Source organism: Variovorax sp. P1_G12, from assembly GCF_056405555.1.
In genome coordinates this window covers 92,840-117,011 of the sequence record NZ_JBFUBW010000009.1, presented here as the reverse complement: position 1 = coordinate 117,011, position 24,172 = coordinate 92,840, and the positions used below count along the sequence as shown (strand labels likewise).

Here is a 24,172-nt window from a genome sequence, read left to right as displayed (position 1 = left end):
TCTCAAGGACACGACCATGGACCTGATGGACCACAGCGCGCGCGACCTCGCCGCGCTGATTCGCAGCAAGGAAGCCTCGCCCGTGGAGGCCGTGCGCGCGGCACTGTCGCGCATCGAGGCGCGCCGCGAACTCAATGCCTTCATCACCGTGACGGCCGAGCAGGCGCTCGAGGCGGCGCGCGGCGCCGAAGCCGCCGTGATGGCCGGCGACGCGCTCGGCCCGCTGCATGGCGTGCCGTACTCCGTGAAGGACCTGACACTGACGGCCGGCGTGCGCACCACCATGGGCTCGGCCATCTACGAAGACTTCGTGCCGAAGGAAGACGCGGTGGCCGTGGCGCGCGCCAAGGCGGCCGGCGCCATCCTCATCGGCAAGACCACCACGCCGGAGTTCGGCCACAAGCAGGTCGCGACCGCGCCGATCTTCGGCCGCACGCTGAATCCGATCGATGCCCGCTACACGCCCGGCGCGTCGAGCAGCGGCGCGGCCGTGGCGGTCGCGGCCGGTATGGGGCCGCTGGCGCTCGGCACCGATGGCGGCGGCTCCATCCGCATTCCGGCCTCGTGCTGCGGCATCGTCGGACTCAAGGCCACGCTGGGCGTGGTGCCGCACCTGCAGGCGCCCGACCTGTTCTCTGCCAACTCCTTCACCGGCCCGATGGCACGCGACGTGGCCGACGCACAGTTGCTGTTCGATGTCATCAAGGGCTTCGATGCGCGCGATCCGTACGGCCTGGGCGGCCCGATGCCGCAACGCCCCGCGCCCGCCTCGTTGCGAGGCCTGCGCGTGGCGTGGCTGCCGACCGCCGGGAACCCCGTGGACCCCGAAGTCGAAGCCACGACGACCGCAGCCGTCCGGGCCATGGCGCGCGAAGGCGCCTTCGTCGAGACCGTGCAGCTCGACTTCGTCGCGCTCGAGCGCCACTTCCTGGTGGTGCTGCAGTCGATGCTGGCCGCGCGCGTCGGCGCCAACCTCGAACGCTTCGGCGACCGCCTCGACGCCACGCTGATCGACGCCGTGCAAAAGGGCCGCCGCCACAGCGCGGTCGACCTGCACGAGGCCACCTTCGCCAAGACCCGCTGCTTCACCGAGCTGCAGGCGCTGTTCAGCCGCTTCGACGTGCTGGTGTCGCCCACCGTCTCGGCGCCGCCGCTGCCCATCGACCTGGACGTGAGCGGCGAGGTCGAGATCGGCGGCAAGCCCGCAGGCACCATCCGCGGTGCGTGGTATCCGTACACCTACCCGATGAATCTCACGGGCCACCCGGCGCTCTCGATGCCGTGCGGCAACAGCGCGAAGGGCCTGCCCATCGGATTGCAGCTGGCCGGCCGCTGGTACGACGACGACTACCTGCTGGCCATTGCGCGGTGGGTCGAGCGCGCGCTCGGCTGATCTTTCCCTCGAGCCCGGCGCCTCGGCCCGGCTCGCGTGGGACAAAACCTGGGGGCGAGCAATAATTGACCCAAGCTATGACCCTCACTGAACTCAAATACATTGTTGCGGTCGCGCGCGAACGGCATTTCGGCAAGGCCGCCGAGGCCTGCTACGTCTCGCAGCCGACCCTGTCGGTGGCGATCAAGAAGCTCGAGGACGAACTCGAGGTCAAGCTCTTCGAGCGCAGCGCCGGCGAGGTCACGGTCACGCCGCTGGGCGAGCAGATCGTCCAGCAGGCCCAGAGCGTGCTTGACCAGGCCGCCAGCATCAAGGAGATCGCCAAGCGCGGCAAGGACCCGTTGTCCGGCCCGCTGAACCTCGGCGTGATCTACACCATCGGCCCCTACCTGCTGCCCGACCTGGTGCGCCAGAACATCGCGCGCACGCCGCAGATGCCGCTGGTGCTGCAGGAGAACTTCACCGCCAAGCTGCTCGAGATGCTGCGCGCCGGCGAGATCGACTGCGCGATCATGGCCGAGCCCTTTCCCGACACCGGCCTGGCGATGGCCGCGCTCTACGACGAGCCCTTCATGGCCGCGCTGCCGGCGCATCACCCGCTGGCCGAGCGCGAGTCCGTGAGTTCCGACGAACTCAAGAAGGAAACCATGCTGCTGCTCGGCACCGGCCACTGCTTCCGCGACCACGTGCTCGAGGTCTGCCCCGAATTCGCCCGCTTCTCGAGCAACGCCGAAGGCATCCGCAAGAGCTTCGAGGGCTCGTCGCTGGAGACCATCAAGCACATGGTGGCCTCGGGCATGGGCGTGACGCTGGTGCCGCGGCTGTCGGTGCCGGCCGACGCGCTCAAGCCCCGCGGCAAGGGGCGCAAGGAGCCCGAGCAGATCGTGCGCTACCTGCCGGTGCGCGACACCCAGGGCGGCGAGCCGCCGACGCGGCGCGTGGTGCTGGCCTGGCGGCGCAGCTTCACGCGCTACGAGGCGATCGCGGCGCTGCGCAACGCGATCTATGCCTGCGAACTGCCGGGCGTCAAGCGCCTGTCCTGACGGTCCTGAGATAGAGTGCGCATGTTGCGAAGCCGGTGCGCCGTTTCCGGCTTCCTCCTGCCGTCAACCCTTCTGTAGAAAGAACCCTTCGCATGGCCAAAGTCATCAAGAAGCCCAAGTCGCCCGCCACGCCCGCTCCGGCCTCGTCGGCCGGCAAGGTGCCGCGCAAAGGCGGCATCCGGGTGGCCGAGGAATCGGGCAGCCGCAACGCGCCGATCATCAACATCGGCATCGACCGCCAGGACCGCGCGGCCATCGCCGAAGGCCTGAGCCGGGTGCTGGCCGACACCTACACGCTCTACCTGACCACGCACAACTTCCATTGGAACGTGACCGGCCCGCACTTCAACTCGCTGCATGCGATGTTCATGGGCCAGTACACCGAGCTCTGGACCTCGACCGACGTCCTGGCCGAGCGCATCCGCGCGCTGGGCCACTACGCACCGGGTTCCTATGCCGAATTCAGCAAGATCGCCACCGTGCCCGACGTGCCGCAGGTCCCGCCCAAGGCGATGGAGATGGTGCGCATCCTGGTCAAGGGCCACGAGACCGTGTCGCGCATCGCGCGCGAGTTCATCCCCGTGGCCGAGGAAGCCGGCGATGACCCGACCGCCGACATGCTGACCGCGCGTTGCACGGTGCATGACCAGACGGCCTGGATGCTGCGCTCGCTCCTTGAAGAATGATCCTGGCGCCGAGTCCCCGCGCGGGCGGCTCGGGCTCTACCTCGACCTGATCCGCTGGAACCGGCCGGCCGGCTGGCTGCTGCTGTTGTGGCCGACCCTGGGCGCGCTCTGGTTTGCGGCCGGCGGCTGGCCGGGCTGGCACCTGCTGGTCGTGTTCGTGCTCGGCACCTTCCTGATGCGCAGCGCGGGCTGCTGCATCAACGACGTGGCCGACCGCGAGTTCGACCGCCACGTCAAGCGGACCGCGCAGCGGCCGGTCACCAGCGGCGTGCTCTCGGTCAAGGAGGCGCTGGCGGTCGGCGCCGTGCTGGCCCTGTGCGCCTTCGCGCTGGTGCTCACCACCAACCAGGTGACGGTGCTGTGGTCCTTCGTGGCGCTCGCGATCACGCTGGCCTATCCCTATGCCAAGCGCGTCGTGTCGATCCCGCAGGCGGTGCTCGGCATCGCCTTCAGCTTCGGCATCCCGATGGCCTTTGCCGCGGTGCGCGGCGAAGTGCCGGCGCTGGCCTGGTGGCTGCTGGCGGGCAATCTGTTCTGGGTGCTGGCCTACGACACCGAGTACGCGATGGTCGACCGCGATGACGACCTGCGGATCGGCATGAAGACCTCGGCGATCACCTTTGGGCGCTTCGACGTCGCGATCGTGATGGCCTGTTACCTGCTGTTCCTGGTCGTCTGGACTGCGGTCGGCGGCGGCATGGGGCTGGGCCCCCTGTTCTACCTTGCGATCGCCGTGGCCGCGGCGCAGGCGCTATGGCATTGGCGCCTGATCAGGGACCGCACGCGTGAAGGCTGCTTCAAGGCCTTCCGCCTCAACCACTGGCTGGGCTTCACCGTGTTCGCCGGCGTCGTGGCCGGAGGGGTGTAGCTCACCCCCAGGTTGGCTCACTTCGTGTAGCCGCCCACCCCCTTCCGGGGGCGCAGTCAGCGGCCCGGCGAAGCCGGTTCCGCGACTGCCCACGAACGGGCGCGCTGCGCGGAGCACTAGCTCGCCCCCAGGTTGGGCTCACTGCGTGTAGCCCGCCCACCCCCTACCGGGGGCGCAGTCAGCGGCCCGGCGAAGCCGGTTCCGCGGCCGCCCACCGACAGGCGCGTTGCGCGCCGCCATAGAACAACCACAGCGCCAGTATTCACCGGCCGGCGCAGCCAGGCCCGTTGGTGAAACACCGCGGAACCGGCTTCGCCGGGCCGCCGGTGTTGCCCCCGGCAGGGGGTGGGCGCCCGGACACGAAGTGCCGGGCAACCTGGGGGCGAGCCTATTTCCCGAATTCGGCCGCAAGTTCGCCGGCGCGCTGGTGGGCGGCGCGGATCGCGGCCTTGAACTTGCCGGCGACGTCGGCGTCTTCCATCGACGAGATCGCCGCATAGGTCGTGCCCCCCTTGGAGGTCACGCGCGCGCGCAGCACCGCCGGCGGTTCGCCGGCGCTGGCGGCCAGCGCCGTGGCGCCCGAGAAGGTGCCGACCGCGAGCTGGTGCGCCTGCTCCGGCGTCAGGCCCAGCGAGATGCCGGCCTCGGTCATGGCCTCCAGGAAATAGAACACATAGGCCGGACCGGAGCCGGAAACCGCAGTGACCGCGTCGAGCGCGCCTTCGGCATCGACCCAGAGCAGCTCCCCGGTGGCGCCCAGCACCCGTTCCACCCGCTTGCGGCCGGCGCCATCGACCGCGTCGCGCGCGAACAGCCCGGTCATGCCCTGGCCGACCAGGGCCGGCGTGTTGGGCATCGCCCGCACCACGCGCTCGGTGCCGAGCCAGCGGGCGATGCTGTCGGACGGAATGCCCGCGGCGACGCTGAGGTGCAGGGCATCCGGCGCCAGCCCGCGCACCGGCTTCGCGGCTTCGGCGAAATTCTGCGGCTTGACCGCCCAGACGACGACCTCGCAGCGCGCCAGGGCCGGGCCGGCCTCGGCCTGGGCGACGATGCCGAAGTCGCGGGCCAGCCGTTCGCGCGCCTCCGCAAAGGGCTCCACGATCTCGAAGGTGGCTGCCGGCGTGTCCTGCTTGAGGAGTCCGCCGATGATGGCGCTGGCCATGTTGCCGCCGCCGATGAAGGCGATCGGGGGCAGGGGGAGCGGGTCCTGGCGCGGCAGGAAGGTGACTGCGATGTTCATGACGTGTCTGTGAATTCGAAGGCTGCGAACTGGGTGACCTGCAGCGGATTGAAATTGTCGTCGCTCACCGCGACCAGCATCCGGCGGCCGCCGGGCAGATCGGGGCCCCAGCAGAGCCCCTCGGTATTGTCCAGGCGCGACAGTCCGAGCGCGGCGAAGTCCGCCACCAGCTTTTTCGGCGCCGGACGGTGATTGTCGGGCGACAGCGCGTCGAGGGCCAGGGTGTCGCTGGCCTCGCGGGTGTCGATCTCGTAGAGGCGCAGCGAATTGCCGATCCCGGTCGCATAGGCGCGCTCGAGCACCAGCATTCGGTGGCCGTCGATCATCAGGACCTCGCTGACGCCGTTGTCGGCATAGGTGCCGGGCAGCAGCGGGCGCAGGGGGATCGCGTCGGGCAGGTAGGCGATCTGGCGCCGGGCCTGGCCGGTCGCGAGGTCGATCCGGGTGAAGCGGCAGGGCCCGCCGGGGGCGCGCAGCGTGGGCACCGGCCCGTCCTGCAGCAGCGCGTTCTCCATCGCCACCCAGGCGTCGCGGCCGTCGGGCGTCAGCGCGAGCCCCTCCAGCCCGAGGTTGTCCCTGGGGCCGCTCCGGCCGCTGCGGTCGGCCGCGAACATCGCGGGCAAGGCGATCTCGCGCACCAGCGTGCCGTCGCCCCGGGATTCGTAGAGTGCCGGGCCGAAGCCGCGCGCCACGTCGCCCTCGCTGGTCCAGAGCACCGTGCCGGTCTCCGGGCGCCAGCGGATCGCCTCGGGGTCGACCACCGGGATGTCCGCGGCCGCGGCACGCCGCGCCGGCCAGAGTGCGCCGCCGGCCTGTCGCAGCAAGGTGACGCCGGCAGGTTGCGGCGGCTCTGCGCCGACCGCGGGCCAGCGCATGCGGTAGAACCGTGCGGCCGCCAGATCCGACCGGTCATCGCTGAGAAGCAGGTATTCGCCCCGCGCAGGGTCGTAGTCGATGCCGGAGAAGCCTCCCAGGGCGGTGCCCTGGAACTCCGCCCGATGCGGCCACCGCGCTTCGCCGACCAGGCGCAGCGCCTGGGCCGGCTCGGCCTGCCGGACCCGCGGTGAGGGCGGCAGGCCCGCAGGGGCGTTGCGGCAGCCCGGGAGAAGGCCGGCGACCCCGGCCGCCAGCAGCAGCCGGCGGCGGATGAGAGGCGGCGATGGTCTGGCGTGCACCGCGAGAGTCTACGGTTTGACAGATTTCTGCAGGTCCGGGTGTTGACGAGGCGTTTGGACTATGCAACAATCGCGGGCTTCGCTTCAAAAGGCGAAAGTTTCTGCCCAGCGGAAGCGCACCGAAGTGGTTTTGGTGTGTGGACGACGGGCCCAAGACTGACCGCAGCGCTACACAACCGGATCCAGCCGGGGTGGCAAACGGTACAAGTTGGGAATATCAAGACATGATCCAAACTGAATCCCGGCTCGATGTGGCCGACAACACGGGCGCGAAATCCGTCCTGTGTATCAAGGTGCTCGGTGGCTCCAAGCGGCGTTATGCCAGCGTGGGCGACGTCATCAAGGTCAGCATCAAGGAAGCTGCTCCGCGCGGTCGCGTCAAAAAAGGCGAGATCTACAGTGCAGTGGTGGTTCGCACCGCCAAGGGCATCCGTCGTGCAGACGGCTCCCTCGTCAAATTCGACGGCAACGCAGCTGTGTTGCTCAACGCCAAGCTGGAGCCCATCGGCACCCGCATCTTCGGACCGGTCACGCGCGAGCTGCGCACCGAGAAGTTCATGAAGATCGTGTCCCTGGCCCCCGAAGTTCTGTAAGGACAACAACGCCATGAACAAGATTCGCAAAGGCGACCAGGTCATCGTGTTGGCCGGGCGCGACAAGGGCAAGCGCGGCACTGTGTCGCTGCGCAAGGACGATTCCTACCTGATCGTCGACGGCATCAACATGGTCAAGAAGCACACCAAGCCGAACCCCCTCAAGGGTACGACCGGTGGCATCGTTGAAAAGACCATGCCCATTCACCAATCCAACGTGGCGATCTTCAATGCTGCGACCGGCAAGGCCGATCGCGTGGGCATCAAGGTCTCGGACGGCAAGCGCGTGCGCGTCTTCAAGTCCAGCGGCGACGAAATCAAGCTGGCCTAAGGAGTACTCACATGGCACGTCTCCAACAACACTACCGCGAAAAGATCGCCAAGGATCTGACCGAGAAATTCGGTTACACCTCGCCGATGCAGGTTCCGCGCCTGACCAAGATCACGCTCAACATGGGCGTGGGTGAGGCCGTCGCCGACAAGAAGGTTCTCGACAACGCTGTCGCCGACCTGACCAAGATCGCCGGCCAGAAGCCGGTCGTGACCAAGTCGAAGAAGGCCATCGCCGGCTTCAAGATTCGCGAGAACCAGCCGATCGGCTGCATGGTCACGCTGCGTGGCGTTCAGATGTACGAATTCCTGGATCGTTTCGTGACCGTGGCGCTGCCGCGCGTTCGTGACTTCCGCGGGATCTCGGGTCGCGCCTTCGACGGCCGCGGCAACTACAACATCGGCGTCAAAGAGCAGATCATTTTCCCCGAGATCGAATACGACAAGGTCGATGCCCTGCGCGGTCTCAATATCAGCATCACGACGACGGCCAAGACCGATGAAGAAGCCAAGGCGCTTCTCGCTGGCTTCCGTTTCCCGTTCAAGAACTGAGGCGACCTGTGGCTAAAGCATCTTTGATCCAGCGCGAACTCAAGCGCGACAACCTGGTCGCCAAGTACGCGGCGAAGCACGCCGAACTCAAGGCGATCGCCAACGACTTCAAGAAGAGCGATGAAGAGCGCGCTGCTGCCCGTCTGGGCCTGCAAAAGCTGCCGCGCAACGCGAACCCGACGCGCCAGCGCAACCGCTGCGCAATCACCGGTCGTCCGCGTGGCACCTTCCGTCAATTCGGTCTGGGCCGCGCCAAGATCCGTGAACTGGCTTTCGCTGGCGACATCCCCGGTGTCACCAAGGCCAGCTGGTAAGCCAGGCAGGAGTAAAAAACATGAGCATGAGTGATCCCATTGCCGACCTGCTGACGCGTATCCGTAACGCGCAGATGGTGGCGAAGCCCACTGTGTCGGTCCCGTCTTCCAAGGTGAAGATCGCGATCTCGCAGGTCCTGAAGGACGAAGGCTACATTGACGGTTTCCAGGTCAAGACCGAAGCCGGCAAGTCCGAACTCGTCATCACGCTGAAGTACTACGCTGGCCGTCCGGTCATCGAGCGCATCGAGCGAGTGAGCCGTCCCGGCCTGCGCGTCTACAAGGCCAGCGCAGCCATCCCGCAAGTTCAGAACGGCCTCGGCGTCGCGATCGTCACGACCCCCCAGGGCGTGATGACCGACCGCAAGGCGCGCGCTACCGGTGTCGGTGGCGAAGTCCTGTGCTACGTCGCCTAACCGAGACATCGAGGAGTTACTGAAATGTCCCGAGTAGGAAAAATGCCAGTCGCCATCCCCGCAGGCGTGGATGTGTCGATCAAGGAAGACCAGATCAGCGTCAAGGGTACGGGCGGTTCGCTCAACCTGCCGCGCAATGCCCTGGTCAACGTCGTCTCCAAGGACGGCCAGCTGAGCTTCGAGCCCGCCAACGATTCGCGTGAAGCGAATGCGATGAGCGGCACGCTGCGCCAGCTCGTGAACAACATGGTGGTCGGTGTGACCAAGGGCTTCGAGAAGAAGCTCAACCTGGTCGGCGTCGGCTACAAGGCCGCGGCGCAGGGCAGCAAGCTGAACCTCCAGGTCGGCTACTCGCATCCGGTCAACAAGGACATGCCGCAAGGCATCACGGTGGCAACACCCACCCCGACCGAAGTGATCATCAAGGGTGCCGACCGCCAACGCGTCGGCCAAGTGGCCGCTGAGATCCGCGCTATTCGTCCGCCTGAGCCCTACAAGGGCAAGGGCATCCGTTATTCGGACGAGAAGATCGTGATCAAAGAGACCAAGAAGAAATAAGGGGCAGCAAAATGATGTTGACCAAAAAAGCACAGCGCCTTCGCCGCTCGCGCCAGACCCGCATTCGCATTGCGACGCAGGGCGTGGCGCGCCTGACGGTGAACCGCACCAACCTGCACATCTACGCCACCGTCATCTCCGACGACGGCTCCAAGGTGATCGCCACCGCATCGACCGCCGAAGCCGAAATGCGTGCTTCGCTGGGCGCTTCGGGCAAGGGTGCCACCGCTGCCGCGGCCACCGCCATCGGCAAGCGCATCGCTGAAAAGGCGAAGGCTGCCGGCGTCGAGAAGGTCGCCTTCGACCGCGCAGGTTTCGCCTACCACGGCCGCGTCAAGGCGCTGGCCGATGCGGCCCGCGAAGCCGGCCTGCAGTTCTAACCGGACACGAGATTCAAAATGGCAAAGATTCAGGCAAGAACGCAGAACGAAGGCCCCGAGGACGGTCTGCGCGAGAAGATGATCGCGATCAACCGCGTCACCAAGGTGGTGAAGGGTGGTCGTATCCTCGGTTTCGCAGCACTCACCGTGGTGGGTGACGGCGACGGCCGCGTGGGCATGGGCAAGGGCAAGTCGAAGGAAGTGCCGGCCGCCGTGCAGAAGGCGATGGAAGAAGCCCGCCGCAACCTCGCGAAGATCTCGATCAAGAACGGCACGCTGCATCACCGCGTGACCGGCCATCACGGCGCCGCTTCGGTCGTCATGATCCCGGCCCCGAAGGGTACCGGCATCATCGCCGGCGGCCCGATGCGCGCCGTGTTCGAAGTGATGGGCATCACCGACATCGTGGCCAAGAGCCATGGTTCGTCGAACCCCTACAACATGGTCCGCGCCACGCTGGACGGCCTGAAGAACTCGACGACCGCGTCCGAAGTCGCCGCCAAGCGCGGTCTGACGGTCGAAGAGCTCTTCGCCTGAACCGGAGCAGCAACATGACGACGCAACAACAAACCGTCAAGGTCCAATTGGTCAAGAGCCCGATCGGCACCAAGGAATCGCATCGCGCCACCGTGCGCGGCCTGGGCCTGCGCAAGCTCAACAGCGTGAGCGAGCTGCAGGACACGCCCGCAGTGCGCGGCATGATCAACAAGATCAGTTATCTGGTCAAAGTGCTCTAACCAGAGCCACTGAGAGAGACGCATATGGAACTCAATGGCATCAAGCCGGCCGACGGCGCCAAGCATGCAAAGCGCCGTGTCGGCCGCGGCATCGGCTCCGGCATCGGCAAGACCGCGGGTCGCGGTCACAAGGGTCAGAAGTCGCGCGCAGGCGGTTTTCACAAGGTGGGCTTCGAAGGCGGTCAAATGCCGCTGCAGCGCCGCCTGCCCAAGCGTGGCTTCAAGTCGCAACTGCTGAAGTACAACGCCGAAGTCACGCTGACCGCGCTCGAGCAGCTCGGCCTGGCCGAAGTGGACCTGCTGGCGCTCAAGCAAGCGGGTCTCGTGGGCCAGATCGCGAAGGTCGTCAAGATCATCAAGACCGGTGAGCTCACCAAGGCCGTCAAGCTGACGGGCATCGGCGCGACCGCCGGCGCCAAGGCCGCGATCGAGGCCGCTGGCGGCAGCGTCGCCTAAACACTCGGACTGAAAGAAGTTCTTCGTGGCAACCAACGCGGCAACGCTCGCAAAGACAGGCAAGTTCGGCGACCTGCGTCGCCGGCTGGTCTTTTTGCTGCTCGCGCTCGTGGTCTATCGCGTCGGGGCTCACATCCCGGTGCCGGGCATCAACCCGGACCAACTGGCGCAGCTGTTCCAAGGTCAGCAGGGCGGCATCCTGAGCCTGTTCAACATGTTCTCGGGCGGTGCGCTGTCGCGCTTCACCGTGTTCGCGTTGGGCATCATGCCGTACATCTCCGCGTCGATCATCATGCAACTGATGACCTACGTGGTGCCGACCTTCGAGCAGCTGAAGAAGGAAGGCGAGTCGGGGCGGCGCAAGATCACGCAGTACACGCGCTACGGCACGCTGGGTCTGGCCTTGTTCCAGTCCTTCAGCATCGCAGTGGCGCTCGAGTCTTCCGCAGGCCTGGTGATTTCGCCCGGCTTCGGCTTCCGGCTCACCGCAATGATCAGCCTGACGGCAGGCTCGATGTTCCTGATGTGGCTCGGCGAGCAGATCACCGAACGCGGTCTCGGCAACGGGATCTCGATCCTGATCTTCGCCGGCATCGCGGCCGGCTTGCCGAACGCGATCGGCGGACTGCTGGAACTGGTTCGCACCGGTGCCATGAACGTGATCGTCGCGCTGTTCATCGTCGCGGTGGTCGTGCTGGTGACCTACTTCGTGGTGTTCGTCGAACGCGGCCAACGCAAGATCCTCGTGAACTATGCGCGGCGACAGGTCGGCAACAAGGTCTACGGCGGTCAGTCGTCGCACCTGCCGCTGAAGCTGAACATGGCCGGCGTGATCCCGCCGATCTTCGCGTCGTCTATCATCCTGCTGCCGACGACGGTCGTGGGCTGGTTCAGCACCGGCGAGAGCATGCGCTGGATCAAGGACATCGCGAGCGCGCTGCAGCCGGGGCAACCGATCTACGTGCTGCTGTACGCCACCGCGATCGTGTTCTTCTGCTTCTTCTATACGGCGCTGGTGTTCAACAGCCGCGAGACCGCCGACAACCTGAAGAAGAGCGGTGCGTTCATTCCAGGCATTCGCCCGGGTGACCAGACCGCGCGCTATATCGACAAGATCCTGGTTCGACTGACGTTGGCCGGCGCGGTGTACATCACCTTCGTCTGCCTGCTGCCGGAGTTCCTGATCCTCAAGTACAACGTGCCGTTCTATTTCGGCGGGACGTCCTTGTTGATCATCGTGGTCGTGACGATGGACTTCATGGCCCAGGTGCAGAACTACATGATGTCGCAGCAGTACGAGTCGCTGCTGAAGAAAGCCAACTTCAAGACGTCGTAGTCGTACGGGTCTTGAACGCAACGAATTTTCAGGCGAATGGTTCGCCGAGTTGAACAGAGTCTTAGGAGAAAGAAATGAGAGTTTCGGCTTCGGTCAAAACCATCTGCCGTAATTGCAAGATCATCCGCCGCAAGGGTGTGGTGCGCGTGATCTGTACCGACCCGCGCCACAAGCAGCGCCAGGGTTGATTGTTAGAGATATAGAGGACGCACATGGCACGTATTGCTGGCATCAACATTCCGCCGCACAAGCACGCTGAAATCGGCCTGACCGCCATTTTCGGCATCGGTCGCACCCGCGCACGCAAGATCTGCGAAGCGAGCGGCATCGACTATGCGAAGAAGATCAAGGATCTGACCGACGCCGATCTCGAGAAGATCCGCGACCAGATCGCTCTCTTCACCATCGAAGGTGACCTGCGTCGCGAAACGACGATGAACATCAAGCGCTTGATGGACATCGGCTGCTACCGCGGCTTCCGTCACCGTCGCGGCCTGCCGATGCGCGGCCAGCGTACGCGCACCAATGCCCGCACTCGCAAGGGTCCGCGCAAGGCAGCGCAGTCCCTGAAGAAATAAGGATAGACCATGGCTAAAGCTCCTGCCAACAACGCGGCACAACGCGTTCGCAAGAAGGTTCGCAAGAACGTTGCGGACGGCATCGCCCACGTGCACGCCTCGTTCAACAACACGATCATCACGATCACCGACCGCCAGGGCAACGCTCTGTCGTGGGCGTCGTCGGGTGGTCAAGGCTTCAAGGGTTCGCGCAAGTCGACGCCGTTCGCTGCGCAGGTCGCCTCTGAAGTGGCCGGCCGCGCTGCGGTCGACCAAGGCATCAAGAACCTCGACGTCGAGATCAAGGGCCCCGGCCCGGGTCGCGAATCGTCGGTGCGCGCCCTGGCTGCGCTCGGCATCCGGATCAATTCCATTGCCGACGTGACCCCGGTTCCGCACAACGGCTGCCGTCCGCAAAAGCGTCGTCGCATCTAAGGCGACAATGCTCGGCGCAGCCTGCTTCACAGCGGCTGCGCATTTTTTGTTTTTCAACAAGCCCACCGCCATCGGCACGCCGCTGATGGCTCCCGCAGTCACCCTGCGGCAGATGACATAGAAGGAAGATCAAGTGGCACGCTACCTCGGCCCCAAGGCCAAACTCTCCCGCCGCGAAGGCACCGACCTGTTCCTGAAGAGCGCCCGCCGCTCAATCCAGGACAAGGCCAAGTTCGACTCCAAGCCCGGCCAGCACGGCCGCACCTCGGGTCAGCGCACCTCCGACTTCGGCCTGCAATTGCGCGAAAAGCAGAAGGTCAAGCGCATGTACGGCGTGCTCGAGAAGCAGTTCCGCCGCTACTTCGAGGAAGCCGACCGCCGCCGTGGCAACACCGGCGCCAACCTGCTGTTCATCCTCGAATCGCGCCTGGACAACGTGGTCTACCGCATGGGCTTCGGCTCGACCCGCGCCGAAGCACGTCAGCTCGTGTCGCACAAGGCGATCACGGTCAATGGCCAGTCGGTCAACATTCCGTCGTACCTGGTCAAGACCGGCGACGTGATCGCCGTGCGCGACAAGTCGAAGAAGCAGACCCGCGTGGCCGAAGCGCTGCAGCTGGCCGCCCAAGTCGGCATGCCCGCCTGGGTCGACGTCAATGCCGACAAGGCTGAAGGCACCTTCAAGAAGGTCCCCGATCGCGACGAATTCGCGGCCGACATCAACGAATCGCTGATCGTCGAACTGTATTCGCGTTAAACGGACGATAACGTGCCGCTGACGCGGCCCGTACTTTTGATTTTTTGTTCCCGCCGGGAAGTACTCCCGCCGGGCGCTTCACCAGCCTTACCGGTGTAACGAGCCGGGGGTATTGAGAGGAAGTCCTGCATGCAAACAACCCTGCTGAAACCCAAGACCATCCAGGTCGAGCAACTCGCGCCCAACAAGGCGAAGGTCACGCTCGAGCCGTTCGAGCGCGGCTACGGCCACACGCTCGGCAATGCACTGCGCCGCGTTCTGCTGTCGTCGATGGTCGGCTACTCGGCCACCGAAGTGACGATCGCGGGCGTGCTGCACGAGTACTCGTCGATCGATGGCGTGCAGGAAGACGTCGTCAACATCCTGTTGAACCTCAAGGGCGTGGTGTTCAAGCTCCACAACCGCGATGAAGTCACGCTGAGCCTGCGCAAGGACGGCGAAGGCCCGGTCACGGCTTCCGACATCCAGACGCCGCACGACGTCGAGATCATCAATCCCGACCACGTCATCGCGCACCTGTCGCAAGGCGGCAAGCTCGACATGCAGATCAAGGTCGAGAAGGGCCGTGGCTACGTGCCCGGCACGATGCGCCGCTACGCCGACGAGCCGACCAAGTCGATCGGCCGGATCGTGCTCGACGCCTCGTTCTCGCCGGTCAAGCGCGTGAGCTACACGGTCGAAAGCGCCCGTGTCGAACAGCGTACCGACCTCGACAAGCTGCTGGTCGAAATCGAGACCAACGGTGCGATCACCGCCGAAGACGCGGTCCGCGCCTCGGCCAAGATCCTGGTCGAGCAACTGGCCGTGTTCGCACAGCTCGAAGGCGGCGAACTCGCTGCATTCGATGCGCCGGCACCACGCAGCGCCCAGCAGTTCGATCCGATCCTGCTGCGCCCGGTCGACGAGCTCGAACTCACGGTGCGTTCGGCCAACTGCCTGAAGGCCGAGAACATCTACTACATCGGTGACCTGATCCAGCGCACCGAGAACGAGCTGCTCAAGACCCCGAACCTGGGCCGCAAGTCGCTCAACGAAATCAAGGAAGTGCTCGCCTCGCGCGGCCTGACCTTGGGCATGAAGCTCGAGAGCTGGCCGCCGGCCGGCCTGGACAAGCGATAATTCGAAGTTGGCCCTGAAGAAGAGGGCCAGTGCACCGGGCAGTACCTGACACGGCTGCCTGTTTTTATAAAGTAAAGGAAAAAGCACCATGCGTCACGGACACGGACTCCGCAAACTCAACCGCACCAGCTCGCACCGCCTCGCGATGCTGCAGAACATGATGAATTCGCTCATCGAGCACGAAGTCATCAAGACCACGGTCCCCAAGGCCAAGGAACTGCGCCGCGTCATCGAGCCGATGATCACCCTGGCCAAGAAGCCCACGCTCGCCAACAAGCGCCTCGCTTTCGACCGCCTGCGCAGCCGCGACAGCGTCGTCAAGCTGTTCGGCGAACTCGGTCCGCGCTACCAGGCACGTCCGGGCGGCTATACGCGCATTCTGAAAATGGGTTTCCGCGTGGGCGACAATGCACCCATGGCCCTGGTCGAATTGGTCGATCGCCCCGAAATCTCTGAAGAAGTTTCGGGCGCCGAGCAAAACGGCGCCGAATAGTATATAATTCCATCTTGCCGCGCGATGGAGCAGCCTGGTAGCTCGTTGGGCTCATAACCCAAAGGTCGCAAGTTCAAATCTTGCTCGCGCAACCAAATTCCCGATAACCCTACCAGGTTGTCGACGAAGCAAAAAAGCCCACTTTCCAGTGGGCTTTTTTGTTTCTGGGATTTCCGACTGGCGATGCAGTGGGTCCCTTTCGGGAAACACCGCGGAACCGGCTTCGCCGGGCCGCTGGTATTGCCCCCTGGAAGGGGGTGCCCGAGCCACACGAAGTGGGCGAGGCTGGGGGTCAGTCAGGTAATACCGCCGTGACCTCGATCTCGATTTTTGCGCGCGCCTCGACCAGCGCCGCCACCTGCACGCAGGTCATTGCGGGGAAATTTCGGCCCATCGCCTCGCGGTAGACCGGGCCCAGCTCGCCGAGGCGGCGGTTGTACTCGTCGCGATCCGTGATGTACCAGGTCATGCGCACCATGTGCTCCGGGCCGGCTCCGCCTTCGCGCAGCACTTCGACGATGTTGCGCAGCGCCAGGCCCGCCTGCTCGATGAAGTCGTCGGACTCGAATTGCTGCTGCGAATTCCAGCCGATCTGGCCGCCGACGAACACCGTCGTCCCGCGCGCGGCGATGCCGTTCGCATAGCCTTTGGGCGGCAGCCAGCCTGGGGGTTGCAGTTGCTTGATCATGTCATTTGCCTCAGTTTGAATCTCTGGAGTTTTCCGGTTTCGGTGCGCGGCAGCTGGGCCACGAACGCGATCTCGCGGGGGTATTTGTAGGGCGCGATGCTGGCCTTGACGTGCTCCTGCAGGGCCTTGGTCAGCGCCGCATCGCCGGTGTGCCCGGGCTTGAGCACGCAGAAGGCCTTGACGATCATGCCGCGCTCCTCGTCGGGCTTGCCGATGACGCCGCATTCGGCGACCGCCGGGTGCCTGAGCAGTGCGTCCTCGACCTCGGGGCCGCCCACGTTGTAGCCGGCGGTGACGATCATGTCGTCGGCGCGCGACTGGTAGAAGAAGTAGCCGTCCTCGTCCTCGACGAAGGCATCGCCGGGATAGTTCCAGCCGCCCCGGACGTAGTCGGCCTGCCGCGGATCGTCCAGGTAGCGGCAACCCACCGGTCCGATGATCGCCAGCTTGCCGACCGTGCCACGCGGGACTTCGTGGCCCTCGTCGTCGACCACCCTGGCCGTGAAGCCCGGCACGGCCTTGCCGACCGCGCCGCGGCGCACCTGCGCGCCGGCGGCCGAGATGTAGATGTGGAACACCTCGGTGCCGCCGATGCCGTCGAGCATCTCGAGGCCGGTGGCCTGCTTCCAGAGCTGGCGCGTGGCGTCGGGCAGTGCTTCGCCTGCGCTCACGCTGATCCGCAGGCTGGGGACGCCAGCCGCCTTCGCGAAGGCCGCCATCTGGCGGTAGAAGGTGGGCGCCGTGTAGCAGATCGTGGCCCCGATCTCCCGGATCACTTGAACCATGGTCTCTGGCGTGTAGGGCCTGTCGTGGAAGTACACCGAGGCGCCGGCCCACAGGGGGAACACCAGCAGCCCGCCGAGGCCGAAAGTGAAGGCCAGCGGCGGCGAACCGATCACGATGTCGTCGCTGCGTGCCTGCAGCACATGGCGCGGCCAGGTCTGGCACATCGCGAGCACGTCGCGGTGCGTGGTCACCGGCGCCTTGGGCTTGCCGGTGGTCCCTGATGTGAAGGCCAACAGCGCGATGTCGTCGGCGGCCGTGGGGCAGGCCTGGAAGACGCCGCTCTTCGCCGCGGCGCGCGCAGCCAGGGAGTCGGGGGCGTCCAACCGATCGAACGCCACGATCGTGCGCAGCACCGGGTGAGCCCGTTGCGCCATCTCCAGTTCGTCGAGCAGCTTCTCTTCGCACAGCGCGACCGTGGGTTGGGCCTTCTCGACGATCTCGCCAAGCTCCTTGGCGCGCAGCAGCGGCATGGTGGCGACCGCGATCAGGCCGGCCTTGACCACGGCGAGCCAGGCCAGCGCCATCGCGATCGAATTGCCTCCGCGCAGCAGCACCCGGTTGCCCGGCACCAGGCGCAGGTCCTCGGTCAGCACCTGGGCGATGCGGTTGACCTCCGTCGCCGCCTCGGCATAGCTCAGCGTGCGGCCGGGAGCGCGCAGCATCGGCTGGTCGCCAAGGCCCCGGGCGATTGCCTTGTCGAGCAGTTCCTCGACCAGGTTCAGCTGGTCGGGCAACTGCAGTTCGGGCAGGTCGTAGCGGAAGATCGGCAACTGCTCCGCCGGCGGCAGCCGGTCATGCACGAAGCGGTCGGTTTGCGCGCTGGCGGTCATGAATTCCTCCCTGGCCCCCACGCTCCGCGCTGCGCGTCGTCGCTGCCCCCCGAGGGGGCGCCGTCCGTCTTGGGGCGGCCCGGCGACGGACGCAACACGGCCTTGCCGATGATCAGTTGCTGGACTTCGGTCGCGCCCTCGTAGATGCGCAGCGAACGGATGTCGCGGTAGAGGCTCTCGACCTTGGTGCCGACCTTGACGCCCAGGCCGCCGTGCATCTGCAGGGCCATGTCGATCACCCGGCTGGCATTCTCGGTGGCGCACATCTTCGCCATGGCGGCGGCCGCCGTCAGGTCGCCGACGGCGGGCTCGCCGCGGCGCTCGCTGTCGTCGCGCATCCAGGCCGCGCGGTAGGTCAGCAGCGCCGCGCTGTCGATCAGCGCCGCCATCTCGCCGAGCTTGGCCTGCGTGAGCTGGAAGTCGGCCAGCGTCTGGCCGAACATCTTGCGTTTCTGCGCATGCTGGACGGCTTCGGACAGGGCGCGGCGGGCCATGCCGAGCGCGGCGCCGGCCACCGAGGCGCGGAAGATGTCGAGCGTGCGCATCGCCAGCTTGAAGCCGCCGTTGAGCTCTCCGAGCTGGGCCGTGCGCGGCACCGTGCAGCCGTCGAAGCGCAGGGTCGCGAGCGGATGCGGCGCCATGACCTCGATGTGCGCGGAGGTGTCGAGGCCGGGCGTGTTCGCATCGACGATGAAGGCCGTGATCCCGCGCGAGCCGGCGCTCGGATCGGTCTTGGCGAACACGCAGTAGAAGTCGGCGATGCCGCCGTTGCTGATCCAGGTCTTGTCGCCGGTGAGGCGCCAGCCGTCGGCGCTGGGCTCGGCGCGCATCGCCATCGCGCCGACGTCGGAGCCGGCCTCGGGCTCGCTCAGCGCGAAGGCCGCGATCTTGTCGCCGCGGCCCACCGGGGCCAGGTAGTCGGCGTGCTGCGTGCCGGTGCCGGCGAGCGTGATGGCGCCGCTTCCAAGCCCCTGCATCGCAAAGGCGAAGTCGGCCAGCGGCGAGTGGAAGGCGAGGGTCTCGCGCAGCAGCACCAGGGCGCGCGAATCGAGGCGCTCGAGCGCGCCGCCGGAACTCGCCGGCACGCAATAGCGCAGCCAGCCGCCATCGCCGAGGCGCCGCACCCAGTCGCGGCAGGCGGCGCGGTCGTCGCGCTCGTCCACCGATTGCGCCGCGGCCCAGGGCAGCAGCTCGCGCGCGAGGGTGCGGTGCGCGGCGTCGAAGAAGGGCAGCGCGAGATGCGCCGTCGACGGATCTACAGCGGAGGCGGCCATGAGGTCAATCTCCCTGGAAGGCGGGCTTGCGCTTGGCGGCGAAGGCCTCGTAGGCGCGCTTGAAGTCCCCGGTCTGCATGCAGATCGCCTGCGCCTGGGCCTCGGACTCGATCGCCTGGTCGATGGTCATCGACCATTCCTGCGACAGCATGGTCTTGGTCATGCCGTGGGCGAAGCTGGGGCCTTCGGCCAGGTCGCGGGCGACCGCCGTGGCGGCGCCGAGCAGGGCATCGCTCTCGTGCAGTGCATTGAAGAAGCCCCAGGCATGGCCTTCCTGGGCGGTCATGGCGCGGCCGGTGAAGAGCAGCTCGGAAGCGCGGCCCTGGCCGATCATGCGCGGCAGCAGCGCGCAGGCGCCCATGTCGGCGCCGGCCAGTCCGACCCGCGTGAACAGGAAGGCGGTGCGGGTGGCGGGCGAGCCGTAGCGCAGGTCGCAGGCCAGCGCGATCATGGCGCCGGCACCGGCGCAGACGCCGTCGATGGCGCCGACGATCGGCTGCGGGCAATGGCGGATGGCCTTGACGAGGTCGCCGGTCATGCGCGTGAACTCGAGCAGTTCGGGCATCTTCATCTGCGTCAGTGGGCCGATGATCTCGTGCACGTCGCCGCCGGAGCAGAAGTTGCCGCCCGCGCCGGTGACCACGATCGACTTGACGTCGGTGGCGAAGCTCAGCGCCCGGAACAGGTCGCGCAACTCGGCGTAGGAGTCGAAGGTCAGCGGGTTCTTTCGCTCGGGACGGTTCAGCGTCACGGTGCCGACGCCGGCCTCGAAGGCCCACGAGAAATGCTCGGCCTGGTAGCCGGCCTTGGGTTCGAACTGTGCGCGCATGGGACTTGCCGCGCCGATGTAGTGCTTCATAGGGCCTCCGCCATTTGTTGATGAGAATGCTGCTTGACCTTGCCGAGCAGCTTGTGGAGCTGGGTGATTTCCTTCGGGGTCAGCGACGCGAAGGCGTCGCAGATCCAGGCTTCGTGCTGTTGCGCCATCTCGTTGAACAGCTTGCGGCCGCGTGCCGTGAGTCGCACGCGCCAGGCGCGGCGGTCGCCGGCGACGTCGACGCGCTCGACCAGGCCCTCGGCGACCAGCTGGTCGGTGATGCCGGTGACGTTGCCGCCCGTGACCATCATGCGGCGCGACAGCTCGTTCATCTTGAGTCCCTCGGGCGCGCGCTCGAGCTGCGACATCAGGTCGAAGCGCGGCAGCGTGGTGGCGAACTGCTCGCGCAGCTCGTTGCGGACCTGCTTCTCGATCAGCTGGGTGCAGGTCAGCAGGCGCAGCCAGAGCCGGAGCTCGTCCGGGTGCTCGCTGTGGGCGCGGGCTTCGAGGTCCATGTCAGTGCCCGCCCGGCCGCCCGAAGGGCACTGAGCGCCCCCTCGGGGGGCAGCGATACACGAAGTGATGAGCGTGGGGGCATTTCATGTCAGTGTTCCTCTTCGGCGGCGCGCGGAGCGGCCGCCAGCGCCGCCGCGAGCTGCTGCTGCTTGGCGATCTCGCGGTACATCTGGTCGCGCCCGCTCAGGTACTGCTTCGGCCAGTCGACTTCGCGGCTTTGCAGCTTGGCGGCTTCGTGCAGCGTCCAGGCCGGGTCGGCCAGGTGCGGCCGGGCGATCGCGCAGAGGTCGGCGCGGCCCGCGGCGATGATGCTGTTGGCCTGGTCGGCGTCGGTGATGGCGCCCACCGCGATGGTCGAGATGCCGACCTCGTTGCGGATCCGATCGGCGAAGGGCGTCTGGTACATGCGGCCGTACACCGGCTTGGCGGCGCGCGTGGTCTGGCCCGAGGAGACGTCGATGAAGTCGCAGCCGGCCGCCTTGAAGGCACGTGCCATCACGACCGCGTCGGCGTCGGTGTTGCCGCCCGGCGCCCAGTCGTGGGCCGAGATCCGCACGCTCATCGGGCGCTCGGCCGGCCAGGCGGCGCGCATCGCGCGGAACACCTCGAGCGGGTAGCGCAGGCGGTTCTCGATGCTGCCGCCGTAGTCGTCGCTGCGCAGGTTGGTCAGCGGGCTCAGGAAGGCCGACAGCAGGTAGCCGTGGGCGCAGTGCAGTTCGAGCCAGTCGAAGCCGATCTCGGCGGCGCGGCGGGCGGAGGCGACGAACTGGTCGCGCATCAGGTCCATCTCCGCCCGGGTCATCGCCGCGGGCAGCTGATTCTGCTCGCCATAGGCCAGTGCGCTGGCGGCCAGCAGCGGCCAGTTGCCGTCCTCGAGCGGCTCGTCGGTGCCTTCCCAGCCGACCTGGGTCGAGCCCTTGGGTCCGCTGTGGCCGAGCTGCATGCCGATCTTCGCGCTCGACTGGCCGTGGACGAAGTCGACGATGCGCTGGAACGCCGCCTGCTGGGCGTCGTTGTAGAGCCCGGTGCAGGCCGGCGAGATGCGGCCTTCGGGCGTCGGGCTGGTCATCTCGACCATCACCATCGCGGCGCCGCCGAGCGCGCGTGCGCCCAGGTGCACCAGCAGGAAGTCCTGCGGCACGCCGTCGACCGCGCTGTAGGTCGCCATCGGGGAGACCAGGATGCGGTTCTTGAGCTCGAGCCCGCGCACCTTGAGCGGCATCAGCATCGGGGCGATCGGCTTGCCGCCCGACAGCCACTGCTCATAGCCGCCCAGCCATTGCGTGTCGCGCAGGCGCAGGTTCTCGTGGCTGATGCGCTGCGATCGCGTGAGCAGCGAATAGGCGAACTGCTCGATCTCCATGCCGGTGTAGCGCGGCACGTTCTCGAACCACTCGGTGGAGTTGCGCGCCGCGTTCTGGATCTTCAGCACTTCGACGCTGCGGCGGGCCTCGTAGGCCTCGAGCACCGGGCCGATGTCGCCGCCGCTTTCGAATTCGTTCGCCAGGTCGATCGCGTCCTCGAGCGCCAGCTTGGTGCCCGAGCCGATCGAGAAGTGCGCCGTGTGGGCGGCGTCGCCCATCAGCACCACCGGCACCGTCTTGCCGTCGACCTCGATGTGGTGCGTCCAGTGGGCGCAGACCACGCGCGGGAAGCGGATCCAGTTGGCGGAGCCGCGCAGGTGGGTGGCGTTGCTGATCAGCGTGTGGCCGCCCAGGTACTTGGCGAACAGCTTCTCGCAGAAGGCGATGGCTTCGGGCTGCTCCATCTTGTCGAGTCCGTGGGCCTGCCAGACGGCCTCGGGCGTCTCGACGATGAAGGTCGAGGTCTTGTCGTCGAACTGGTAGGCGTGGGCCTGGAACCAGCCGTGCTCGGTCTGCTCGAAGGCGAAGGTGAAGGCGTCGAAAGTCTGGTGGGTGCCGAGCCAGACGAAGCGGCACTGGCGCAGGTCGATGTCGGGCTGGTAGACCTCGGCGTAGCGCTGGCGGATGCGGCTGTTGAGCCCGTCGCTCGCGATCACGAGGTCGGCCTTGTACTGCGCCGCCAGGGCCTGGTCGTCGGTGGCGTCGGTCTCGAACACCAGCTCGACGCCGAGCTCGAGGCAGCGCTCCTGCAGGATGTTGAGCAGCCGCTTGCGCCCGATGCCGCAGAAGCCATGGCCGCCCGAACGCACCTGCCGGCCCTTGAAGAAGACCTGGATGTCGTCCCAGTGATGGAACTCGCGACCGATCAGCGCCGCGGTGGGGGCGTCGGCGGCGGCGAGGTTGGCCAGCGTCTGGTCGCTCAGCACCACGCCCCAGCCGAAGGTGTCGAACGGGCGGTTGCGCTCGATCACCGTGACCTCCAGCGAAGGCTGCCGGGCCTTCATCAGAAGCGCGAAGTAGAGCCCAGCGGGGCCGCCGCCGATGCAGAGCACGCGGCGAAGATTCGGTGTGAAGCTATTCATGGATAAATAGTTTAGACATAAACGATCTCGTGTCAACCATGGGAAGCCCGAGGTTCCCGGCTCCACCGGTTGACGAGCCTCATTTCGCTGGCAAGAATGTTCTGTATGCAAAGCCTGATACCGAAGATCGAGTCCCAGCTTTCCTCGCTGTCCGTTCCCATCGCGCTGCAACTCCCCGATGGCCGGCAGGTGGCCAAGGCCGGGGCCCGTGTCACCCTGGCTTTCAAGGACTGGTCCGAGCTGACCAAGCTGGCGGGTCGCCAGATCGGCTCCATCGGCGAGTCCTACGTCGAGGGCCGCATCCAGATCGAGGGCGCCATGCGCGACCTGATCGATGCCGCGGTCGGCCTGCTGCCCGGCAATCCGGCCGAGACCAACACCAGCTGGTGGAGCCGCCTGCAGCGCCGCGCCAAGTCACGCGGCTCGCATTCGCTGGGCAAGGATGCGGCCCAGATCGAGTTCCACTACGACGTCTCCGACGATTTCTACGCCTTGTGGCTCGATCCGCGGCGGGTCTATTCGTGCGCCTATTTCGGCAGCGCCGACATGACGCTGTCGCAGGCCCAGGAGGCCAAGCTCGACCACATCTGCCGCAAGCTGATGCTGAAGCCGGGCGAGCGCTACCTGGACATCGGCTCCGGCTGGGGCGCGCTGCTGATGTGGGCGGCCGAGCACTACGGCGTGGACGCCACCGGCATCACGCTGTCGAAGAACCAGCATGCCCACGTGCAGCACCTGATCGAGGAGAAGGGGCTGCAGGGCCGGGTGCGGGTCGAGCTGCGCGACTACCGCCAGCTCGACAGTGCCAAGCCCTTCGACAAGATCTCGTCGGTCGGCATGTTCGAGCACGTCGGCAGCGCCAACATGGGGACCTACTTCCGCAAGCTCCATTCGCTGCTGGCGCCCGGCGGCCTGGTGATGAACCACGGCATCACCTCGGGCCAGCTCGACTACCATCAGCTCGGCGCCGGCATGGGCGACTTCATCGAGAAGTACATCTTCCCGGGCGGCGAATTGCTGCACGTGACCCACGTGCTGCGCGAGACCGCGGCTGCGGGGCTGGAGATGGTCGATACCGAGAACCTGCGGCCGCACTATGCGCGCACGCTGTGGGCCTGGTCCGACGCCCTCGAGGCGCGGCTCGGCGAGGCGCGCGAAGTGCTCCAGCGGGGCGGCGGCCGCCAGGGGGAGAACGCCGAGCGCATCCTGCGCGCCTACCGGCTCTACCTGGCCGGCTCGGCGATGTGCTTCGAACAGGGCTGGATCTCGCTGCACCAGATGCTGTCGACCCGCCCGGACGGCCGGGTCGAGGCGCGCGCGCTGCGTGGCGCGCAATCGGAGTACCCTTTCGTTCGCGACCACATCTACAAATAA

General features: G+C 66.6%; 30 protein-coding genes and 1 tRNA gene. 23 read left to right on the top strand and 8 right to left on the bottom strand.

Annotation, left to right across the window (positions count from 1 at the left end; translation table 11 throughout):
• Window positions 1-16 precede the first annotated feature (16 nt).
• The 4 genes from AC1D2O_RS12535 to ubiA all read left to right on the top strand — a co-directional run bounded on the left by AC1D2O_RS12535 (window position 17) and on the right by ubiA (window position 3,990).
• Window positions 17-1,393, top strand: a complete 1,377-nt coding sequence (locus tag AC1D2O_RS12535) for an amidase (protein WP_478087537.1) — start codon at window positions 17-19, stop codon at window positions 1,391-1,393.
• Between the two features lie 77 nt (window positions 1,394-1,470).
• Window positions 1,471-2,436 carry a LysR substrate-binding domain-containing protein gene (locus AC1D2O_RS12530; protein WP_478087535.1) on the top strand — a complete coding sequence of 322 codons (966 nt, stop codon included), beginning with the start codon at window positions 1,471-1,473 and terminating at the stop codon, window positions 2,434-2,436.
• A 92-nt stretch (window positions 2,437-2,528) separates the two neighbouring features.
• Window positions 2,529-3,122 (top strand): Dps family protein, encoded by a 594-nt coding sequence (locus tag AC1D2O_RS12525; RefSeq protein WP_478087533.1) that lies wholly within the window; start codon window positions 2,529-2,531, stop codon window positions 3,120-3,122.
• Entirely contained in the window at window positions 3,112-3,990 is an 879-nt protein-coding gene (ubiA, locus tag AC1D2O_RS12520) for a 4-hydroxybenzoate octaprenyltransferase (RefSeq protein WP_478157101.1), read from the top strand. Before AC1D2O_RS12525 ends, ubiA begins: the two co-directional genes overlap by 11 nt.
• 388 nt (window positions 3,991-4,378) lie before the next feature.
• Here the strand turns inward: ubiA and proC are convergent, their stop codons facing one another.
• Together proC and AC1D2O_RS12510 are read right to left on the bottom strand one after the other, a co-directional pair.
• Complete coding sequence (proC, locus tag AC1D2O_RS12515) at window positions 4,379-5,233, bottom strand: pyrroline-5-carboxylate reductase (protein ID WP_478087529.1); 855 nt, start codon at window positions 5,231-5,233, stop codon at window positions 4,379-4,381.
• Complete coding sequence (locus tag AC1D2O_RS12510) at window positions 5,230-6,408, bottom strand: esterase-like activity of phytase family protein (RefSeq protein ID WP_478157099.1); 1,179 nt, start codon at window positions 6,406-6,408, stop codon at window positions 5,230-5,232. The genes proC and AC1D2O_RS12510 overlap by 4 nt, the downstream gene beginning before the upstream one ends.
• Window positions 6,409-6,632: 224 nt before the next feature.
• Here AC1D2O_RS12510 and rplN point away from each other — a divergent pair, with 224 nt between their 5' ends.
• The 18 genes from rplN (at window position 6,633) to AC1D2O_RS12420 (ending at window position 15,536) form a co-directional block, all read left to right on the top strand.
• Window positions 6,633-7,001: a 50S ribosomal protein L14 gene (gene rplN, locus AC1D2O_RS12505; protein ID WP_068674584.1), complete on the top strand. Its 369-nt coding sequence runs from the start codon at window positions 6,633-6,635 to the stop codon at window positions 6,999-7,001.
• A gap of 13 nt (window positions 7,002-7,014) precedes the next feature.
• The gene (rplX, locus tag AC1D2O_RS12500) at window positions 7,015-7,332 is read left to right on the top strand and encodes a 50S ribosomal protein L24 (protein ID WP_286601597.1); all 318 of its coding nucleotides are present in this window, start codon (window positions 7,015-7,017) and stop codon (window positions 7,330-7,332) included.
• Window positions 7,333-7,343: 11 nt separating this feature from the next.
• Window positions 7,344-7,883 (top strand): 50S ribosomal protein L5, encoded by a 540-nt coding sequence (gene rplE / locus AC1D2O_RS12495; protein ID WP_286371087.1) that lies wholly within the window; start codon window positions 7,344-7,346, stop codon window positions 7,881-7,883.
• A gap of 8 nt (window positions 7,884-7,891) precedes the next feature.
• Entirely contained in the window at window positions 7,892-8,197 is a 306-nt protein-coding gene (gene rpsN / locus AC1D2O_RS12490) for a 30S ribosomal protein S14 (RefSeq protein ID WP_478087523.1), read from the top strand.
• A 20-nt stretch (window positions 8,198-8,217) separates the two neighbouring features.
• The gene (gene rpsH / locus AC1D2O_RS12485; RefSeq protein WP_442281996.1) at window positions 8,218-8,613 is read left to right on the top strand and encodes a 30S ribosomal protein S8; all 396 of its coding nucleotides are present in this window, start codon (window positions 8,218-8,220) and stop codon (window positions 8,611-8,613) included.
• A gap of 24 nt (window positions 8,614-8,637) precedes the next feature.
• The gene (gene rplF, locus AC1D2O_RS12480) at window positions 8,638-9,171 is read left to right on the top strand and encodes a 50S ribosomal protein L6 (protein WP_442281997.1); all 534 of its coding nucleotides are present in this window, start codon (window positions 8,638-8,640) and stop codon (window positions 9,169-9,171) included.
• Between the two features lie 14 nt (window positions 9,172-9,185).
• Window positions 9,186-9,551, top strand: a complete 366-nt coding sequence (gene rplR / locus AC1D2O_RS12475) for a 50S ribosomal protein L18 (RefSeq protein ID WP_442282243.1) — start codon at window positions 9,186-9,188, stop codon at window positions 9,549-9,551.
• Window positions 9,552-9,569: 18 nt separating this feature from the next.
• Window positions 9,570-10,088 carry a 30S ribosomal protein S5 gene (gene rpsE, locus AC1D2O_RS12470; protein WP_028250822.1) on the top strand — a complete coding sequence of 173 codons (519 nt, stop codon included), beginning with the start codon at window positions 9,570-9,572 and terminating at the stop codon, window positions 10,086-10,088.
• A 14-nt stretch (window positions 10,089-10,102) separates the two neighbouring features.
• Window positions 10,103-10,288 (top strand): 50S ribosomal protein L30, encoded by a 186-nt coding sequence (gene rpmD, locus AC1D2O_RS12465; RefSeq protein ID WP_286606142.1) that lies wholly within the window; start codon window positions 10,103-10,105, stop codon window positions 10,286-10,288.
• 24 nt (window positions 10,289-10,312) lie between these two features.
• Window positions 10,313-10,744 carry a 50S ribosomal protein L15 gene (gene rplO, locus AC1D2O_RS12460; protein ID WP_442281998.1) on the top strand — a complete coding sequence of 144 codons (432 nt, stop codon included), beginning with the start codon at window positions 10,313-10,315 and terminating at the stop codon, window positions 10,742-10,744.
• A 25-nt stretch (window positions 10,745-10,769) separates the two neighbouring features.
• Window positions 10,770-12,080, top strand: a complete 1,311-nt coding sequence (gene secY / locus AC1D2O_RS12455; RefSeq protein ID WP_478157097.1) for a preprotein translocase subunit SecY — start codon at window positions 10,770-10,772, stop codon at window positions 12,078-12,080.
• Window positions 12,081-12,154: 74 nt separating this feature from the next.
• On the top strand, window positions 12,155-12,268 hold the full coding sequence (gene rpmJ, locus AC1D2O_RS12450; RefSeq protein WP_038201958.1) for a 50S ribosomal protein L36: 114 nt from the start codon (window positions 12,155-12,157) through the stop codon (window positions 12,266-12,268).
• 24 nt (window positions 12,269-12,292) lie between these two features.
• Entirely contained in the window at window positions 12,293-12,658 is a 366-nt protein-coding gene (gene rpsM, locus AC1D2O_RS12445) for a 30S ribosomal protein S13 (RefSeq protein ID WP_286371094.1), read from the top strand.
• Between the two features lie 9 nt (window positions 12,659-12,667).
• A complete protein-coding gene (gene rpsK, locus AC1D2O_RS12440) occupies window positions 12,668-13,072 on the top strand; it encodes a 30S ribosomal protein S11 (protein ID WP_162565645.1) in 405 nt (134 codons plus the stop codon).
• 133 nt (window positions 13,073-13,205) lie between these two features.
• Window positions 13,206-13,829, top strand: a complete 624-nt coding sequence (rpsD, locus tag AC1D2O_RS12435) for a 30S ribosomal protein S4 (protein WP_478087515.1) — start codon at window positions 13,206-13,208, stop codon at window positions 13,827-13,829.
• A gap of 129 nt (window positions 13,830-13,958) precedes the next feature.
• Complete coding sequence (locus AC1D2O_RS12430) at window positions 13,959-14,948, top strand: DNA-directed RNA polymerase subunit alpha (protein WP_093382585.1); 990 nt, start codon at window positions 13,959-13,961, stop codon at window positions 14,946-14,948.
• An 88-nt stretch (window positions 14,949-15,036) separates the two neighbouring features.
• The gene (gene rplQ, locus AC1D2O_RS12425) at window positions 15,037-15,441 is read left to right on the top strand and encodes a 50S ribosomal protein L17 (protein WP_478087513.1); all 405 of its coding nucleotides are present in this window, start codon (window positions 15,037-15,039) and stop codon (window positions 15,439-15,441) included.
• Window positions 15,442-15,459: 18 nt separating this feature from the next.
• Window positions 15,460-15,536, top strand: a tRNA-Met gene (locus AC1D2O_RS12420).
• Window positions 15,537-15,733: 197 nt separating this feature from the next.
• Here the strand turns inward: AC1D2O_RS12420 and AC1D2O_RS12415 are convergent.
• The 6 genes from AC1D2O_RS12415 to AC1D2O_RS12390 all read right to left on the bottom strand — a co-directional run bounded on the left by AC1D2O_RS12415 (window position 15,734) and on the right by AC1D2O_RS12390 (window position 22,798).
• The gene (locus AC1D2O_RS12415) at window positions 15,734-16,129 is read right to left on the bottom strand and encodes a RidA family protein (RefSeq protein WP_478088674.1); all 396 of its coding nucleotides are present in this window, start codon (window positions 16,127-16,129) and stop codon (window positions 15,734-15,736) included.
• Window positions 16,126-17,745 carry an AMP-binding protein gene (locus AC1D2O_RS12410; RefSeq protein ID WP_478157095.1) on the bottom strand — a complete coding sequence of 540 codons (1,620 nt, stop codon included), beginning with the start codon at window positions 17,743-17,745 and terminating at the stop codon, window positions 16,126-16,128. Before AC1D2O_RS12410 ends, AC1D2O_RS12415 begins: the two co-directional genes overlap by 4 nt.
• Window positions 17,742-19,019 (bottom strand): acyl-CoA dehydrogenase family protein, encoded by a 1,278-nt coding sequence (locus AC1D2O_RS12405; protein WP_478088668.1) that lies wholly within the window; start codon window positions 19,017-19,019, stop codon window positions 17,742-17,744. The genes AC1D2O_RS12410 and AC1D2O_RS12405 overlap by 4 nt, the downstream gene beginning before the upstream one ends.
• 4 nt (window positions 19,020-19,023) lie before the next feature.
• Window positions 19,024-19,878, bottom strand: coding sequence for an enoyl-CoA hydratase family protein (locus tag AC1D2O_RS12400; protein WP_478088666.1), 855 nt, complete (start codon window positions 19,876-19,878; stop codon window positions 19,024-19,026).
• A complete protein-coding gene (locus tag AC1D2O_RS12395; RefSeq protein ID WP_478088664.1) occupies window positions 19,875-20,351 on the bottom strand; it encodes a MarR family winged helix-turn-helix transcriptional regulator in 477 nt (158 codons plus the stop codon). Before AC1D2O_RS12395 ends, AC1D2O_RS12400 begins: the two co-directional genes overlap by 4 nt.
• An 89-nt stretch (window positions 20,352-20,440) precedes the next feature.
• The gene (locus AC1D2O_RS12390) at window positions 20,441-22,798 is read right to left on the bottom strand and encodes a bifunctional salicylyl-CoA 5-hydroxylase/oxidoreductase (RefSeq protein ID WP_478157093.1); all 2,358 of its coding nucleotides are present in this window, start codon (window positions 22,796-22,798) and stop codon (window positions 20,441-20,443) included.
• 105 nt (window positions 22,799-22,903) lie between these two features.
• Here AC1D2O_RS12390 and AC1D2O_RS12385 point away from each other — a divergent pair, with 105 nt between their 5' ends.
• Complete coding sequence (locus AC1D2O_RS12385) at window positions 22,904-24,172, top strand: class I SAM-dependent methyltransferase (protein ID WP_478088660.1); 1,269 nt, start codon at window positions 22,904-22,906, stop codon at window positions 24,170-24,172.

Excerpts from the sequence above, each read along its gene's own strand:
- AC1D2O_RS12525 (WP_478087533.1), top strand. The coding sequence starts at position 2,529 with ATGGCCAAAGTCATCAAGAAGCCCAAGTCGCCCGCCACGCCCGCTCCG.
- AC1D2O_RS12410 (WP_478157095.1), bottom strand. The coding sequence starts at position 17,745 with ATGACCGCCAGCGCGCAAACCGACCGCTTCGTGCATGACCGGCTGCCG.
- rplQ (WP_478087513.1), top strand. The coding sequence starts at position 15,037 with ATGCGTCACGGACACGGACTCCGCAAACTCAACCGCACCAGCTCGCAC.
- rplR (WP_442282243.1), top strand. The coding sequence starts at position 9,186 with ATGTTGACCAAAAAAGCACAGCGCCTTCGCCGCTCGCGCCAGACCCGC.
- AC1D2O_RS12395 (WP_478088664.1), bottom strand. The coding sequence starts at position 20,351 with ATGGACCTCGAAGCCCGCGCCCACAGCGAGCACCCGGACGAGCTCCGG.
- rplO (WP_442281998.1), top strand. The coding sequence starts at position 10,313 with ATGGAACTCAATGGCATCAAGCCGGCCGACGGCGCCAAGCATGCAAAG.
- rpmJ (WP_038201958.1), top strand. The coding sequence starts at position 12,155 with ATGAGAGTTTCGGCTTCGGTCAAAACCATCTGCCGTAATTGCAAGATC.
- AC1D2O_RS12530 (WP_478087535.1), top strand. The coding sequence starts at position 1,471 with ATGACCCTCACTGAACTCAAATACATTGTTGCGGTCGCGCGCGAACGG.
- rplE (WP_286371087.1), top strand. The coding sequence starts at position 7,344 with ATGGCACGTCTCCAACAACACTACCGCGAAAAGATCGCCAAGGATCTG.
- proC (WP_478087529.1), bottom strand. The coding sequence starts at position 5,233 with ATGAACATCGCAGTCACCTTCCTGCCGCGCCAGGACCCGCTCCCCCTG.
- rplF (WP_442281997.1), top strand. The coding sequence starts at position 8,638 with ATGTCCCGAGTAGGAAAAATGCCAGTCGCCATCCCCGCAGGCGTGGAT.
- AC1D2O_RS12430 (WP_093382585.1), top strand. The coding sequence starts at position 13,959 with ATGCAAACAACCCTGCTGAAACCCAAGACCATCCAGGTCGAGCAACTC.
- rpmD (WP_286606142.1), top strand. The coding sequence starts at position 10,103 with ATGACGACGCAACAACAAACCGTCAAGGTCCAATTGGTCAAGAGCCCG.
- AC1D2O_RS12400 (WP_478088666.1), bottom strand. The coding sequence starts at position 19,878 with ATGAAGCACTACATCGGCGCGGCAAGTCCCATGCGCGCACAGTTCGAA.
- AC1D2O_RS12415 (WP_478088674.1), bottom strand. The coding sequence starts at position 16,129 with ATGATCAAGCAACTGCAACCCCCAGGCTGGCTGCCGCCCAAAGGCTAT.
- rpsE (WP_028250822.1), top strand. The coding sequence starts at position 9,570 with ATGGCAAAGATTCAGGCAAGAACGCAGAACGAAGGCCCCGAGGACGGT.
- AC1D2O_RS12390 (WP_478157093.1), bottom strand. The coding sequence starts at position 22,798 with ATGAATAGCTTCACACCGAATCTTCGCCGCGTGCTCTGCATCGGCGGC.
- AC1D2O_RS12535 (WP_478087537.1), top strand. The coding sequence starts at position 17 with ATGGACCTGATGGACCACAGCGCGCGCGACCTCGCCGCGCTGATTCGC.
- rpsH (WP_442281996.1), top strand. The coding sequence starts at position 8,218 with ATGAGCATGAGTGATCCCATTGCCGACCTGCTGACGCGTATCCGTAAC.
- rpsK (WP_162565645.1), top strand. The coding sequence starts at position 12,668 with ATGGCTAAAGCTCCTGCCAACAACGCGGCACAACGCGTTCGCAAGAAG.
- rpsM (WP_286371094.1), top strand. The coding sequence starts at position 12,293 with ATGGCACGTATTGCTGGCATCAACATTCCGCCGCACAAGCACGCTGAA.
- AC1D2O_RS12405 (WP_478088668.1), bottom strand. The coding sequence starts at position 19,019 with ATGGCCGCCTCCGCTGTAGATCCGTCGACGGCGCATCTCGCGCTGCCC.
- AC1D2O_RS12385 (WP_478088660.1), top strand. The coding sequence starts at position 22,904 with ATGCAAAGCCTGATACCGAAGATCGAGTCCCAGCTTTCCTCGCTGTCC.
- rplX (WP_286601597.1), top strand. The coding sequence starts at position 7,015 with ATGAACAAGATTCGCAAAGGCGACCAGGTCATCGTGTTGGCCGGGCGC.
- rplN (WP_068674584.1), top strand. The coding sequence starts at position 6,633 with ATGATCCAAACTGAATCCCGGCTCGATGTGGCCGACAACACGGGCGCG.